12 protein-coding genes are annotated in these 15,708 nt (G+C 43.1%); 7 read left to right on the top strand and 5 right to left on the bottom strand.

Annotation, left to right across the window (positions count from 1 at the left end; all coding sequences use genetic code 11):
- Nucleotides 1–485: 485 nt before the first annotated feature.
- From ABIL39_07780 to ABIL39_07810, 7 genes are read left to right on the top strand one after another with little or no spacing between them, the layout of a single operon-like run.
- Entirely contained in the window at nucleotides 486–695 is a 210-nt protein-coding gene (locus ABIL39_07780) for a 4Fe-4S dicluster domain-containing protein (GenBank protein MEO0166020.1), read from the top strand.
- Between the two features lie 9 nt (nucleotides 696–704).
- Nucleotides 705–1,769: a 3-methyl-2-oxobutanoate dehydrogenase subunit VorB gene (vorB, locus tag ABIL39_07785; protein ID MEO0166021.1), complete on the top strand. Its 1,065-nt coding sequence runs from the start codon at nucleotides 705–707 to the stop codon at nucleotides 1,767–1,769.
- A complete protein-coding gene (locus tag ABIL39_07790) occupies nucleotides 1,766–2,515 on the top strand; it encodes a thiamine pyrophosphate-dependent enzyme (GenBank protein MEO0166022.1) in 750 nt (249 codons plus the stop codon). The genes vorB and ABIL39_07790 overlap by 4 nt, the downstream gene beginning before the upstream one ends.
- A complete protein-coding gene (locus ABIL39_07795) occupies nucleotides 2,512–3,045 on the top strand; it encodes a 2-oxoacid:acceptor oxidoreductase family protein (protein MEO0166023.1) in 534 nt (177 codons plus the stop codon). The genes ABIL39_07790 and ABIL39_07795 overlap by 4 nt, the downstream gene beginning before the upstream one ends.
- A 57-nt stretch (nucleotides 3,046–3,102) precedes the next feature.
- A complete protein-coding gene (locus tag ABIL39_07800) occupies nucleotides 3,103–5,532 on the top strand; it encodes a TIGR03960 family B12-binding radical SAM protein (protein MEO0166024.1) in 2,430 nt (809 codons plus the stop codon).
- Nucleotides 5,529–7,010 (top strand): Rne/Rng family ribonuclease, encoded by a 1,482-nt coding sequence (locus ABIL39_07805; GenBank protein ID MEO0166025.1) that lies wholly within the window; start codon nucleotides 5,529–5,531, stop codon nucleotides 7,008–7,010. The genes ABIL39_07800 and ABIL39_07805 overlap by 4 nt, the downstream gene beginning before the upstream one ends.
- Nucleotides 7,007–8,911: a transketolase gene (locus ABIL39_07810; protein ID MEO0166026.1), complete on the top strand. Its 1,905-nt coding sequence runs from the start codon at nucleotides 7,007–7,009 to the stop codon at nucleotides 8,909–8,911. Before ABIL39_07805 ends, ABIL39_07810 begins: the two co-directional genes overlap by 4 nt.
- A gap of 8 nt (nucleotides 8,912–8,919) precedes the next feature.
- On the opposite strand, the gene ABIL39_07815 is transcribed toward ABIL39_07810, so the two are convergent.
- Genes ABIL39_07815 through ABIL39_07835 form a run of 5 tightly spaced genes read right to left on the bottom strand, consistent with a single transcriptional unit; the run spans nucleotide 8,920 to nucleotide 15,583 of the window.
- Nucleotides 8,920–9,879 (bottom strand): radical SAM protein, encoded by a 960-nt coding sequence (locus ABIL39_07815; protein ID MEO0166027.1) that lies wholly within the window; start codon nucleotides 9,877–9,879, stop codon nucleotides 8,920–8,922.
- A 23-nt stretch (nucleotides 9,880–9,902) separates the two neighbouring features.
- Nucleotides 9,903–11,402 carry an N-6 DNA methylase gene (locus ABIL39_07820; protein MEO0166028.1) on the bottom strand — a complete coding sequence of 500 codons (1,500 nt, stop codon included), beginning with the start codon at nucleotides 11,400–11,402 and terminating at the stop codon, nucleotides 9,903–9,905.
- Nucleotides 11,389–11,988 (bottom strand): transposase, encoded by a 600-nt coding sequence (locus ABIL39_07825; protein MEO0166029.1) that lies wholly within the window; start codon nucleotides 11,986–11,988, stop codon nucleotides 11,389–11,391. Before ABIL39_07825 ends, ABIL39_07820 begins: the two co-directional genes overlap by 14 nt.
- Nucleotides 11,985–13,241, bottom strand: a complete 1,257-nt coding sequence (locus ABIL39_07830) for a restriction endonuclease subunit S (GenBank protein ID MEO0166030.1) — start codon at nucleotides 13,239–13,241, stop codon at nucleotides 11,985–11,987. Before ABIL39_07830 ends, ABIL39_07825 begins: the two co-directional genes overlap by 4 nt.
- Nucleotides 13,238–15,583, bottom strand: coding sequence for a DEAD/DEAH box helicase family protein (locus ABIL39_07835; GenBank protein ID MEO0166031.1), 2,346 nt, complete (start codon nucleotides 15,581–15,583; stop codon nucleotides 13,238–13,240). The genes ABIL39_07830 and ABIL39_07835 overlap by 4 nt, the downstream gene beginning before the upstream one ends.
- Between the last annotated feature and the right edge of the window lie 125 nt (nucleotides 15,584–15,708).

Genomic DNA, 15,708 nt, shown 5'->3' on the forward strand with positions numbered 1-15,708 from the left:
CCAACCATTTTACCCCCTTTTTCTTAGCTACACTCATCTATTTGCGTTTCTCAAGTTTTTTGTTTTATCACCCCCTTTCACTAAATATAGTATATCTAATTTTTGCTTCTCGTCAAGGGCAAAAGTGACTGAGTATTCCTCACTTTTTCTCCTTTCTCTTTGATGGGTGAGGATTATGGTGGGGGGTGATAAAGGCATTTTTTATTTATGCAAGGCTAAAGCCTTGCCCTACGAAAGTACCCAGCGCTAAATTATTGATTACCCTTACAAATCCTGCCCAGGAGTTTCATCGTTCCTTCACAAGATATAAAAAAATATGGAGAGGACTCAATGGTTTAAGTCCTTGACTTGAGGATTTTTTTCAATATAATAGTTCAATTTACAAATAAGGCATGAAAATTGTTAAAGATTTGCTTATCTGAGCATTTGGGTAAACATTCTATTTTTGTTTACCAATTTGAAGACCTATAAGTCAAGGAGGTTTGATGCCTGAGGTCAAGATTTTAGAGGAGATCTGTAAGGGGTGCGGCCTTTGTTGTGATAATGTTTGTCCTGTGAATATTTTAAGAATCGCACCCGACCGCATCAATTCCAGTGGCTATCATCCTGCTGAGGTCACTGATATGTCGAAATGTATTGGGTGTGGTTACTGCTATATGAGTTGTCCAGAGCCCGCGATAGAGGTTTATAAATAAGGAGTTATCATGGCAGAAAAGACCTTGATGTATGGTAACCACGCACTCGTTGAAGGAGCGATTTATGCTGGTTGCCGTTTTTTTGCTGGTTATCCCATAACCCCTCAGAATGAGATTCCTGAATATATGTCGATCCGGATGAACGAGGTGGGTGGAGTATTTTTACAAACCGAAAGTGAACTCGCAGCAATAAATATGCTCTTTGGTGCAGCGGCAGCAGGAGCTCGAGCAATGACCTCATCGAGTTCTCCAGGTATAAGTCTAATGCAGGAAGGTCTTTCTTATATTGCGGGTGCTGATATTCCGGTCTTGGTGGTTAATGTCGTGCGGGGTGGCCCTGGTTTGGGCAATATCGCTCCAGCCCAGTCTGATTATTTTCAATCGGTCAAAAGCGGTGGTCATGGCGATTATCATACCATCGTCTTGGCACCCAATTCAGCCCAGGAGATGTTTGAATTTCCCAGACTTGCCTTTGAACTCGCGGAAAAATACCGCAATCCAGCATTAATTCTCGCTGATGGGTTACTCGGGCAGATGATGGAGCCGGTGGAGATAAAAGGAGAACCCATTGATCCGAAGAGCTTACCCGAGCAGGATTGGTGGCTCACCGGATGCAAGGGGCGCGAACGACGGGTGGTCCGTTCTTACGATTTAAGACCGGGTAAACTTGAAGAGTGGAACTGGCGCAGATGGAAGAAGTATCAGGAGATTTTAAATAATGAGCAGCGATGGGAAGAAATAAAGATTGATGATGCGGAGGTTATCGTGGTCGCTTATGGGACATCCGCAAGGGTTGCGGAGGCTGGCGTGAGGATGGCGCGGGAGAAGGGGATTAAAGCCGGATTGTTGAGACCCATTACCCTCTGGCCCTTCCCCGCAAAAATAATTAGCGAACTTTCCAAAAAAGTAGAAGATTTTTTGGTGGTGGAGATGAGTCTGGGACAGATGATTGAGGATGTAAGACTGGCGGTGGAAGGGAAGGCAAGGATTCATTTTATTGGGCATCCGGGTGGAGGCTTGCCAACCGGACCTGAAATCTACAATAAAATCATTGAAATCAGGAGTAAAAAATGAAATTACTTTTTGGTCGACCAGCCGGGCTCACAGAGATAAAACAGCGTTATTGCCCGGGATGTGGCCATGGTATAGTACATAGGATTATTGGCGAACTCCTCGTCGAGATGAACATTCGCGAGAAGGCGATCGGCATTGCCCCGGTGGGTTGTTCGGTATTCGCCGACGAATATTTCAATTGTGATATGATCCAGGTCCCCCATGGTCGGGCACCGGCAGTCGCCACCGGAATAAAAAGGACTCGGCCGGATTGTGTGGTATTTACCTATCAAGGCGATGGCGACCTTGCTGCGATTGGTACTGCTGAGACGATCCATGCTGCAGCCCGGAATGAGAATATCACGATCATCTTCATTAACAATGCGATCTATGGTATGACCGGAGGACAGCTGGCACCTACTACGCTTCCTGGAATGCGTTCCACAACCTCGGTCAAAGGAAGGGATGTAGTAAAACAGGGTTATCCAATAAAGGTCTGCGAGCTGTTGAATGCCCTTGACGGACCATTCTACTTGGAGCGGGTGGCAGTGGATACACCCAAGAATATTATAAAGACCAAAAAAGCGATAAAAACTGCCTTCCAGTATCAACTTGAAAATAAAGGATTTTCTTTGATTGAAGTCCTTTCCATGTGTCCTACGGGATGGGGAGTTACACCAATCCAGGCAAAGAAATGGATAGCAGAGGTGATGGCAAAGTATTACCCACTTGGTGAATTCCGGAATCGTGCAAAGGAGGTAAAGTGACGAAAGAATTTATCATCGCGGGATTTGGTGGACAGGGTGTTGTTTCATCCGGCATTATCCTCGCTTATGCCGGGTTACTGGAGAATCTAAATGTGACATTCTTCCCATCCTATGGTGCGGAGATGCGCGGCGGAACTGCCAATTGTCAGGTTGTAGTATCCGATGAGAAGATTGCTTCACCGGTGGTGGTCAATCCGGATGTTGCGATTGTGATGAACGAGCCTTCCCTTTTAAAATTTGAACCTATTGTGAAACCGGGTGGTATACTATTTTACAATAAAACCTTGATCAAATCCCAACCAGTGCGGAATGATATTGAAATCATTCCCGTGGAAGCCAACAAGATTGCCGAAGAACTGGGACAGGGCAGGATTGCAAATATGGTGATGCTCGGGGCAGTGATAAAAAGGACGAATGTCGTGAGCATTGAATCCATGAAGAAGGCACAGCGTAAGAGGTTTGAGCGGGCGGGTGAGCAACAACTGGCACTCAATGACCGGGCACTGGAGAGAGGCTACGCATTAATCTGAAGCGATTTTTTAAGCAAAGTGTACAGTGAGTAATCTCAATTCAACTCTTTGTAGTCTTTGATTCTTCTCATGCTGGACCAGATACTCCCCCTTGTTAAAAGGCCGATCCGTTATACTGGGGGCGAACTCAATCTCACCATTAAATCCACCCCACAGATTTATGTGGGCATTGTCTTTCCGGAAGTATACGAAATTGGCATGTCCAATTTGGGCATCAAAATCATTTACCATCTTTTCAACCAGTTTCCAGGTATTCAATGTGAACGGATCTTCGCACCCTGGCCAGATTTCGGTGCCGAGCTGAGAAAAAATAATATTCCATTATACAGCCTTGAGACAAAAAAAGCGATCAATGAATTCGATCTTTTGGGGTTTTCCCTCCAGAGTGAATTAAATTATACCAATGTTCTTTACCTACTCGATATCGCCCGCATACCCTACAAAGCCGAGGACCGTGATGCAAAAGACCCCATCTTGATCGCGGGTGGTCCATGCACATTGAATCCTACACCCCTTAGTCCGGTATTTGATGCCTTTGTCATCGGCGATGGAGAAGAGGTCGCAAAGGAGATTGCGGAGATACTCATCGATATTCCGCGCGAAAAAAAACACCAGCGTCTGGAGGCGATTTCCCGAATAGAAGGTGTCTGGGTTCCTTCGATCCATAAAAAGGAAAAAACCATTAAAAAAAGGATGGTCCAAGAACTGACCGAGGAGACGATCCCCTCGCCGGCAATTCTGCCCATCTGCGAGGTTACCCACGACCGCCTGGCGATTGAAGTGATGCGTGGTTGTACTTACGGCTGTAGATTCTGTCAGGCCGGCTATACCAATCGTCCTTTGCGCATCCGCCCTGAAGCAGCGGTATTAAAGGCGGTGGATAAAGGAATAAGGGAGACCGGCTGGGAAGAGGTCTCTCTTTTGTCTTTTTCCATTCTGGATTATCCCAATCTCTGCAATCTCATCCGGAAATTGAACGATTTCTTAAAGAAAAAAAATGTTAGCGTCTCATTACCAGCGATGCGCGGTGAACTTTTTACCGAGGAGATGGCATCTTTGCTCAAAGAAGTGAAGAAGACTGGATTGACCTTTGCTCCCGAGGCTGGTTCAGAGCGTCTGCGCCAAAAGATCAACAAACCATTCTCTGAAGAGCAGCTCTTAAGGGGGATAAGGATTGCATATGAACAGGGCTGGCGCCAAGTGAAACTCTATTTTATGGTGGGACTCCCATTTGAGGAAGAAGAGGATGTATTGGAGATAAAGCGCCTGGTAAATGAGATATTGAGATTATATCCCAAGGGAGCGATAAAACTTTCTTTATCAGCCTTTGTTCCCAAACCTCATACCCCTTTCGAATCCGTTCCATTTCTTTCTCTTGAAGAACTGAATGCCCGTATCAGCATCGTGCGCAAGATCAAGAAAAATCGGGTAGATTTGAATTATCAGGCACCAGAGGTTTCATTCATTGAAGCCCTCCTTTCCCGGGCAGATGAGAGGGTATTTGAGGTGATTGAAGAAGTTTACCGCGCCGGGAGCTGTTTTGAAGAATGGCGGGAGTATTTTGATTTCACACGCTGGCAGCGTGCATTTGAAAAGACCGGTGTCAACCCTTGGGATTATCTGAAGGGCATGAATTCTTCTCGTCCCTGGGATTTTATTGATGTTGGTGTGAAAAAAGAATTTTTGCAAAGCGAATATGCAAAGGCACAGAAGGGCGAGTTGACACCGAATTGTTATTACGAAGAATGTAGTAATTGTGGTGCCTGCACGGGCAATCTTCAGAAATCAATCAAAAGCGAGGAGGTTTATCTCAGTTATGGCCGATATCCAAGGCGTGCGGGAAAATCACTCATCTATCGGGTAAAATATTCGGTGGGTGAAGAATACCGGTATGCCTCGCATCTTGATATCACCCGGGCAATCTACCGTGGATTACGGCGGACTGATTTACCATTGAGTTTCACCTCGGGATTCTCGCCAATTCCTAAGGTCTCATTCGGTCCTCCAAAGAGCGTAGGACAGGTCTGCAAATCCGATTATTTTGATTTTCATCTTGAGGGTGAGTATTTTGGTAATATTTCTCGAGAGCTGAATGCCCGATTTCCACCCAGCATTCGGGTGCTTGATGTCCGGGCAATCGCACCCAGTACTCCTTCACTCTCCAGTTCAATTAATTTAATCTATTATGAAGTCACCCTGCCCCGGAGTGATATCCGTAAGTCACTGGAAATACTGAAGAATCAACCCATTTACATCAATTCCAAATCCCGGGTGAAGAATATCGCCGAATCAATAGAATCAATCACCTATAAAGATGGCCTCTTGACATGCGGTTTGTATTACGGAGAAAAATATATCAATATCTATGAACTACTTTCTTATCTTACAGAAGTCCCCTTAGAACAGACAAAAAAATATCCGGTGACCCGAACATTGATGTTTATAAAGCGGGGTGGCTTGCTTTATTCGCCAATGGAGGTAAGGTGACAAAAAAAGATATCTTTGTGAGTGTTGCTACCACCGAAACCCGGATTGCCGTATTGGAGAATGATACTCTGATTGAATTCCATGTGGACCGTCCGGACCAGATAAGTCTGGTAGGGAATATTTATAAGGCACGGGTTCTTAATCTTATGACCGGGCTCAAGGCGGCATTTGTGGATATCGGGATGGAAAAGAATGGCTTCCTGCCGCTGGATGAAATCCCGTTTAAAGAATTTTCAGAACTGTTTGAGAGTGAGGATATTGAAATTGAAGAAGAAGTAAGGGCTGAGGGGATTAAATTAAAAGAAAATCAGGAGATAATCGTCCAGATAACGAAGGATTCTTACGGCGTGAAGGGACCACGGGTGACCTCGTATATTTCCATTCCTGGAAGATATGTGGTGCTCTTGCTTAATGCTCGGAATATTGGTGTTTCAAGGAAGATTTATCACCGTCATGAACGGGAGCAACTGGCACGTCTTGCCCGGGAGATTAAACCGGATGGCATGGGTTTGATAATCCGCACTGCTGCTGCTACGGCCCGGCCCGACGAAATTCAAAGAGAGGTTCAGTATTTAAAATCGATGTGGGAAAAAAACTTGAAACTCGTGGAAAGCGTCCCTGCTCCCTGTTTAGTATATGCGGAGCCTAGCACCCTGATAAAGATTGTGCGTGACCTTTTTAATCAGGAAGTGCGCAATCTTTATGTAGATGATGAGGCAAAGTATCATGAGATAATTCAATACCTGAACAATGTCTCACCCCGGATGCGCTCGCGGGTCAAATTATACAAAGACCCTGAACCGTTATTCTTCAAATTCGGTATTGAAGAACAATTGAAGTCCATCTTTGAGCGTAAAATCTGGCTTCCCAGTGGTGGTTATATCGTCCTTGACCATACCGAGGCATTTCTTGCGATTGATGTGAATACCGGTAAGTCCTCAAGGGAAAAGCAGGCAGAGAAATTAGCCCTCTCCACCAATCTGGAGGCAATCCGGGAGGTGGCAAGACAATTGCGGCTGCGCGATATCGGCGGTCTGGTGGTGGTGGATTTGATTGATATGGAGAAGAAAGAGAGTATTGAGAAAGTGGTCCGTGAGTTTAAATCATTGATTCGCAATGACCGGGCACGCTACAAGATTGGAGAAGTGAGCGAGTTTGGTTTATTCCAGTTTACCAGGGAACGTTCGCGCACCAGTCTCACCTATTCTTTGAGTGAAGTCTGCCCGGTATGTAAGGGACGCGGTCGGGTGATATCCCGGATGAGTGTCATCAGCGACATTGAACGCTGGTTTTTTACTAACGCCCGGTCCATAAAAAATAAGATTGTCGAATTGCAGGTTTCTCCGCGTATTGCGGATTTCCTGACGACCCGCGGTTCGGATATTCTGGCACGATTTGCTAAAGAGGGTAATCTGATATTAAAGATCAAGCCGGATTATACAATGGCAGAAGATGATTTTAAGGTTTCGGTGATATGAAGAAATTAAATTTCTTTTCCCCAATACCTGATTCGGTTTGGACAGAGTTGAAGGAACTTGCTCGCCTCTGTCGGGGTGATATTTTAAAGATGACAACGCTTGCTGGTTCCGGGCATCCTGGTGGTTCAATGTCTTCGATTGATATCTACCTCACGGTTTTGTATTTTGCCAATATCACACCCCAGAATTACGATGACCCGGAACGCGATCGGATAATCGTCAGTCACGGACATACCTCGCCAGGTTTTTATGCAGCACTGGCAAGGCTTGGATTTGTGGATTTAAAAGATCTGCTGGTGAGTTTTAGAAAAATCTACAGTCCATTTGAAGGTCATGTGGAACGACATATCCCCGGTGTGGAGTGGACGACAGGGAATTTAGGACAAGGACTTTCTGCCGGGTGTGGTTTCGCCCTTGCCGCGCGCTTAAAGAATCTAAATTATCATACATTCGTGATTATGAGTGACGCCGAACAGGCGAAAGGGCAGGTTGGTGAGGCACGGCGCTTTGCCAAGAAATTTGGGCTTAATAATCTTACAGTTTTGATCGATTACAACCATTTCCAGATTTCTGGTCGGGTTGAAGATGTTATGCCGGTAAACATCAAAGAGAATTATCTTGCAGATGGCTGGAAGGTGCTGGAGGTATCTGGACATGATCATCATGAGATATTCAATGCTATAAAAATGGCGATTTCCGATGCTACGAGTCCCTATGTAATAATTTGCGAAACGACGATGGGCAAGGGCGTATCCTTTATGGAAAACAATGCCAAATATCACGGTCAGGCACTCACCCGAGAAGAATGCCGGCAGGCTTTAAAGGAACTGGGCATTGAAGATGACATCGATGAGCTGTTAAAAACAAAAGAAAAGGCGATAAAATGGTATAAAAAAGAAGAGATACTTCCGGTGAAGGTTGATGTGGGCAGGGTAAGGGTGTATAAAGAAACCACTGACCCGCGGAATGTATTTGGTGAGGTCCTTGCCGAAGTCGCCAGATTAAATCCATCAAACACCTTTGCAGTGTTGGATTGTGATTTAATGGAATCGGTCAAAACCAATAAGTTCGCCCAACTCTATCCCCAGAACTTTTTTGAGGCCGGGGTGAGTGAACATACCACGGCAACGATTGCCGGTGTCCTTTCCATAAACGGAGTAATCACAATCTGGGGTGATTTTGGGGTTTTTGGCATCGACGAAGTGTATAATCAACTCCGACTTAATGATATTAATAACACCCATCTAAAAATCTTTGCTACCCATTTGGGTTATAATGTCGGACCTGATGGTAAAACCCATCACTGTATTGATTACCTTGGTTTATTGAGAAATCTCTTCGGGTTTAAAGTTGTCATCCCTGCTGACCCGAATCAGACCGATCACATCGTCCGCTATGTTTTAAATCAACCGGGCAACTGGGTCATCGGCGTGGGTAGGACTAAACTTCCGATAATAAAAGATGCAAGTGGCAAAATATTTTTTGATGAAAATTATAGATTTGAGTATGGGAAGGTTGATTTGATTCGGGAAGGTGATGCAGGGACAATATTCACCATGGGAGCGATGGTCCATCGGGCAATCTTTGCCTATGAAGAATTGAGCAAATCGGGAATAAAGATGAGAATATATAATGTATCATCACCACTGGCACTGGAACGACGGGTGATTAAAGATGCCGCCCAGACCGGCTTGATAATCACCTATGAAGATCACATCGTCCACTCGGGTTTGGGCAGCCTCATTGCCCAGATCATCGCCGAAGAAAATTTAAATACCCAATTCATCAAGATGGGGATTGAACAATACGGTGGTTCAGATGAACCCGATGTATTATATGAAAATTACCATCTGGACCCGTTGAGTCTTGTCCGGATTGTGCAGAGATCTTTAAAAAAGTAGCCTGACCATCATTTGCGGACTGAAATTTTATTACAAAACAGGCGTAAAGAATTAATCAGGACATCGAGTTCCAACCGGGCAGTTTTGGCTGTCTCAAAGGCACCACTATCGGTGCATCGGTGGCAATGGCGGCTCATCTTTTTTAAATTTTGATAATCCGGTCGACTCAAAACTTCTGCAAGGTCTTCTTCATAAACATTGCCGATTACCTTCTGGTTGATACAATTTTTTAAAAATCCCGCATTATCAATGGTAATGGCGACATCATGGGCACGGCAGGAATATTCAAATTTTCCCCGGTGTGCCGCTTCTAAATAACTTTTTGAGTTCCCAACTGGATAACCCATTTCCTTCAACTTCAAAATTTTTGCGAATGCGTTCCTGGCAGTCTCCGGACTGATCAATCCTTTGCCGGTTGGATACTCAAAGAAGATTGGACATCTGTAAGCCCGTGCCAGGTCAGCGACCCTTAGGCAATCCGGATAAGAGAAGTCAGAGACGACCGTATTTATGATCAGCCTTTTGCATCTCTGATTGCTGATTCCTTCCAGGATTCTTTCATACAATCCATCCACTTTCCTTATTTCATCAAGGCGTTTTCCTGTAGCATCAATTGAGATGATTAAAAAATCAAGATAATCAGTGACGGCTATTTTTTCATTCAGAAAATATCCATTGGTGATGAGCCCGATTTTAAAACCTAAAGATTTTATCTCCCTAACAATTTCCAGAATGTCGGTTCTCAAAAGGGGCTCACCACCCCATAAGGTTGTGGCATAAAATCCCAAATCTCTTGCTCGACGGTAAAAATCTATTATCGCCGATAAATCTCGGTCCGGAATTGAGTTGCGCCATTTACAGGTCAAACATTGACAATTGCAACTCCCGGTTATGAGATGAGAGATAAAAAAGGGTTTTTTTCGCACAGCCCGAAAAATTGCGTGCAGGAGGATGAAGAAATTCGCCATGGTTCTGGCGCTGATTGACCTTTTTATTTTTTCAATCTCTCCAGAATCTCTTTTATCTGACCGGCTTCAGATTCAATGATCGCGATTAATTCCTGGGGCGTTCTGGTATCTTCTTTCTCTTTTCTATTGGGATTCACTGCCTTCAGGTCATAATTTCTGGCTTCAATCTCTTCTCTTTTCACCCGCCAGGAACGCTCAGAAATTGCTCGCTCAGGAAGGAGTTTAAAAAATTCTTCAAAATGCTGTAAAGTTAAAGGTTGCTTCTTTGTCACATTAATATCTGATAAATCATAATACCAGATTTCTTCAGTTGGCTTTCCCTTGGTAAAAAAGAGCAGATTTGTTTTGCTTGCTGCACCAGCATTGACAAAAACTTTGGGCGGTAAACTCACAATACACCACAAATCACATTCATTTAAAAGTTTTCTTTTTGTCTGGACAAAGGCATTTTCATTTGTCCTGAATAAAACTCCTTCATCCATTACAATTCCGCATCTACCGCCTGTTTTTAGACTATCAATAACATGCTGTAGAAATAGAACCTGTGTTGAACTTGTTTTATAGGCAAACTGGGTCTGGGCATCCTTTCCTTCTTTTCCGCCAAATGGTGGATTGGTTAGAATCACATCAAAAAGTGCTGGTGCGCCCTGGAATAATCCACCATAAAATTCCAATCCGGTTAAAGTATTTCCATGCCAGATATGGGGTTCATCTATTTCCTGAAGGACAAGATTGGCAAGGGCAATAGGATAGACAAGATTCTCTTTTTCCCTGCCATAAAATGTTTTTGTTTTTAGAATTTCTATATCAGAAGCAGTCTTTGCCTTCTCTTTCATATGCTGATATGCCTGGGCAAGAAATCCACCGGTTCCACAGCAAGGGTCATAAACCGTTTCTCCAATCTTGGGGTCAATCACTTTTACCATTACCCGGATTATTTCTCTTGGAGTAAAGAATTGACCTCCATCATTATTCTTCTCTCCCATTTTCAAAAGCAATCCTTCATAAACCTGAGATAGAGTAAACATATGGGTTTCGTCAACATTGGAGATGGAAAGTTCGTTTATTTTATCGAGGATATCTAAAAGATTTCTTTCAGTATCTATGTAAGTCCTTTCAGTTGAAGAGAATACTTCGCTAATCACCTTTTGACGGGGTGTAGCACCAGGCTTATTTTTTAAATTTCGTAAATATGGAATTAGTTCTCCATTGACAAAGGACATAAATCCACCCAGCGTTCCCATCTGGAGCTCAAATCTTTTCTTTCCTGTTGCTGACGCCCAATCCCGCCAGCGATAAGGATATTCAAGGGACGGCCTGAATGGAATACCCAGTGCTTTCGCCTCTTCTTCTTCTCTACTCTCTCTTTCGTCAAGGATTTTCAAAAAAAGCATCCAGGTAAGTTCTGGAACATATTGCAAAGCACCTGCCCTACCAGAGCGCCGCATGATATCGCAAATAGATTTTATGTAAGCATTAAGGGATTGAGGGGATGTAATTCTGCGGTTATTATTTTTTGCCATAGATATTTTCCTCCAGTTCATAATATGGATTCTGTAGGGGCGAATAATCATTCGCCCTCCGAGGATTTTCCCTATCATATTGCCATTGCAGAGGATTGTTTACAATATATTCGCGAATTTTGTTGAGTTCATTCTCATTACGAATAATATGTTCGTAATAATTCCGTTGCCAAACAATATAAACATTAGAATTAAAACGGAACCATTTGGTTACTGCAATTTTAAAACCCCGGATGATAGAGCCGATGGTCTTAGAGGGCGATTTAAATTTTGCGGGCGAATAATCATTAGCCCGCACATGATTGTGAATCATAATAATCCCATGGACATGGTTAGGCATAATGATAAATTCATCCAGCCCGGCATTCGGGAAATGTTTCGGTATTTCTAACCAGTATTGTTGAGCAATTTTACCACCATCATTCAATATCATTTTACCATCTATAATCTTTCCAAAAAGATGTTTGCGATTGTATGTGCAAATTGTAATAAAATATCCACCTGAACTGGAATAATCATAATTTTTTAATCTTATAGATTTTCGGTTTCGGGCGTATATTGATACGCCCCTACAATTTTTTCTCATAACTCACCTCTGAATGCCTTTCTCAAATATGCCTGTGGCAAAGCATTAATTGTTTCAAGTTGTCTTTCAACCGCCTGGCGCAATTTCTCAACCTCGGACATTTTTTCTTTGAGATAATTGGCAATACGTTGCTGGGTGGGAAGAGGGGGGAGGGGAATCCTTACACCGTAGATAAATTTTTGATTAATTCCTCCCTGAGCTGACCCATGAAATTCTTGCTGAATTTGGAATTGTCCTTGAGGTGAATATAGAAACCAGAACAGAAATTGTTGAGTTAATAAATTTTCTTTCCCCCTTAACCTAAACACATGTTCATTTATCGAAGCTTCTTTATAAGGAAAATCATCATCCACTATAGAAGTTTTTCCTGTTGTAGCACCATCTTTCACAATAAGAACATCTCCTTTTTGAATTTTACCTCTTTTCATTGTTTGATAAAACGCATTAGGTATAAACCGGACATTGGCAAAGTTAAAACCCCCATAGGAATTCAGGTGTTCTGCCCCAATGGATATAATCCCTTCCTTTACTTCCTGAACACCGCCTTTAGGCCTACTGCCACTTTCGATGATTGACAACACCTCCCCTAATCTCCTTTTCTCCCACTTCTTTGCTTCCTCACTTTCAAAGACTTCTCTAAGGTAAGCGGAGGGGAGGGCTTTTACTGCTTCAAGTTGTCTCTTACAAGCGGTTCTTGCCTTTTCAATCTCGGACATAATCTCTCTAAGTTTTTCAGCAATCCTCCGCTGTTCGGGAAGGAGAGGAAGGGGAATAAGATAATCTTTTAAAAAACTTTCGGGAATTCTTTGCTGGCCAACTGCTCCAGTAAAATATGCTGTTGCTTCTTGCAAAAAATGAGCTTGACGAATAAAAAACCAAATCCATTCGGATAAAATAATATCTTTTTTAGGACGGAGCACATGAAATTCAGTTGTTCCAAAGCCAATGCCATCGATTAAATTCTTTGCTATCACATGCTTTCCGTTTTGCATACAAGGAGTAATTTTTGCAAATAGAACATCGTTTTCTTCAAAATAAGTATAGCCCTTAGCAACTTTAAAATATGGAACAATTTCTGCTTTAAAGATAGTTCCAGTTCTTTCATCTACAGCTGCCATAGGAACAAATGTAGTAGGCGTCTCTGGATGTCGATAAAAATCCCGTGGTCTTGGTGGATTAATCTCACACACCTCCCCCAATCTCACCCATTTCCAGCCTTCGGGTAGTTTGTATGGTCCGTTCATATCCCTCATCCTGCCAGAAGCCTCCTTTTTGTTTCCAAGATAATTTCCTGGGGTTCACCGATGATTTTTAAAGCTTCCAAACCTCCTGCTTTTATTATATCTGGTGTTTTAAATATAAGGGGATTTTCCAGCTCCTCAATCCCTCCTTTTTCAAACTGACCTGCAAGGGCAAGAAGAGCAGTCCTTGTGGATTGAGGCAAACTTTCCAGCCATTCTTTATTTTTATATTGAAATGCTATGACCCTTTCCGCCCTTTTCCTTGGAGCAATTCCAAAGCCAATTTCTGCAAGGATATCATAGAAATCATAATCTTTTCTCTCTTTTAATTCCCGCAAGAGGCGTAACCCGCTTCCGTCCTGAGGTAGAAAATCAATGAGCTGGCGCCTTTTTTGCGGATCAATCCAGCAGTCACGGAGTTCATCAACAGACCTGACTTTTGATGTTAATCTCTGGGCAATCATCTGTTCATATTCTTCAACCGTAACCATTCCCATTTTTTCATCAATCTTTGTAACTATGTATTTGCCAGCAGGGTTTATCCTGACTTCGAACCCTTCAACTCTGATGGTTCGTTCTTTTGGCTCAGCCGAAGGTTCTTTGGGTTCTCTCGTAGGAGTTGGTCTTGTTACGAAGGACTTGCCTAAAAGCCTTGTTGCATTTGTATAATCATAGACTCTGAACATTAACTTATTTGTGGGAAGATGGATTCTTGAACCTCTTCCCATCATCTGTTGAAAAGCTATCGGGGAGCGGACATACTTGAAAAATACGACATTGCGAAGAATTGGAACATCTACTCCGGTTGTAATTAAATCAACTGTTGTTGCAATGAAATGGCTCCTCTCAGAACCACGCAAATCCGCAATATATTTGCTCCCTCCAACAGAAGCAGTGCATTTGAAGGCATAAGGCTCAAGTCTCTTTTCGTTATTTTTCTCGCACCAGTCAGCATAAAGATTGTTCATTTCATTAGCCACCGCATCAGCATGGGTGTCCCGGACACAAAATATAACAGTCTTCTGGTGCGGTCCACCTGTTTCAAGGAGCATCTCAAAAAGATCCTTACACATTGCTTTTACCCTGTCGGGCAATTGAATCTTATCCTCAAAGGTTGGAGCTTCATAAACTTCACGAGCCTCGGATACGGATATGGGCTGACCTGTGACCGCATCCTTCGGCTCACGAGTTATCAGGTCTTCTCTTGTTATTCCAAGAAGGTCAAGATTTATATCCCTTTTTATGATTTCGCAGGCAGGAAGATAACCATCTTCAATTCCCTGAGCCATATCATATTCATAGACAGGTTCCCCAAAATATCTAAGATTGTTGGCGGTTATTTCCTCATCTTCTTTCCTTTCTTCATCACTTCCACCTTCAAATGACCGCGGAGTTGCGGTCAAACCAATCTGAACAGCATCAGGATTTCTTCTTAGAACAACACTCCATTTGCCCCACGCACTTCTATGACATTCGTCAATTATGATATGGCTGAAATAATTCTCTGGATAGTTTTCAATGAAGAATTTAGCATCTTCATTTTCACCAGCAACATTAAGGGTCTGGTAGGTAGCAATAAGAATCCGGGCATTTTTCTGCGGATTTGAAGAAGTCACCTCGGCAGCATCAGCACCGAAGATATTTTGAAAGGCTCTTACTGCTTGGTCTCTGAGTTCATCCCTATCACAGACAAAAAGAGCACGGCGTAGCTGACCCGCATCCGCAATCTTTTTTAACAAGTGAACTGCAATAAAAGTTTTCCCTGAGCCAGTAGCAAGGTATAAAAGCGCTCTTTTCTCACCCCTGGCTATCTTCTCAAGGACCGCCCTGATTGCCGCATCCTGATAGTAGCGTCTTGTTGCCTCTCCTCCAGGATAAGGAACGAGCAAAGGTTTTGCCTGCTCACTCTCCAGTGAAAACCCCATAGCCTCTTCATATCGTCTTCTAAGCTCAGAAGGTGTTGGAAATTCCTCAATTGGACGGGGCTCAGAGGTTTTACCGGTAAAGCCATCATATTCAATGAATAAATAGCCATTTGTTGAATAAATAAAAGGAACATTATTCAAGCGCGCATATCTTTTTGCCTGTTCAAGCCCCTTGTCTGGGGGTTCATTGTTCTTCTTGGCTTCAAGCAAAGCAATGGCTAAAGGCTGGGTGAAAGGATTGATCTTGATGCGCAGAAGATAATCAATTCTTCCTTTTTCCCTCCTTATGGGTCTGCCTTCAATGATATCAATCCCACAGGCAGTTTCTTCGCGATGTATAAGGTCTTCGGTCCAACCCTTTTTATGGAGTGCCGGGTCAATTAGTTTTGCTTTTGTATCGGCTTCACTTAAAGGAAGAACTCCTTCCATAGTACTATCAACAGATTATATTTGTTCAGATGATGATTGTCAATCAATATTCACTAAATCTTCACCGTATTCTGTTAGGTGTTTTATCTGAATTCAATAAGGCTTATTGATAAAATGGGGATGGT

The organism is candidate division WOR-3 bacterium, from assembly GCA_039802205.1.
In the GTDB taxonomy this organism is placed as follows: domain Bacteria; phylum Hydrothermota; class Tepidihabitantia; order SM23-42; family JAOAFX01; genus JAOAFX01.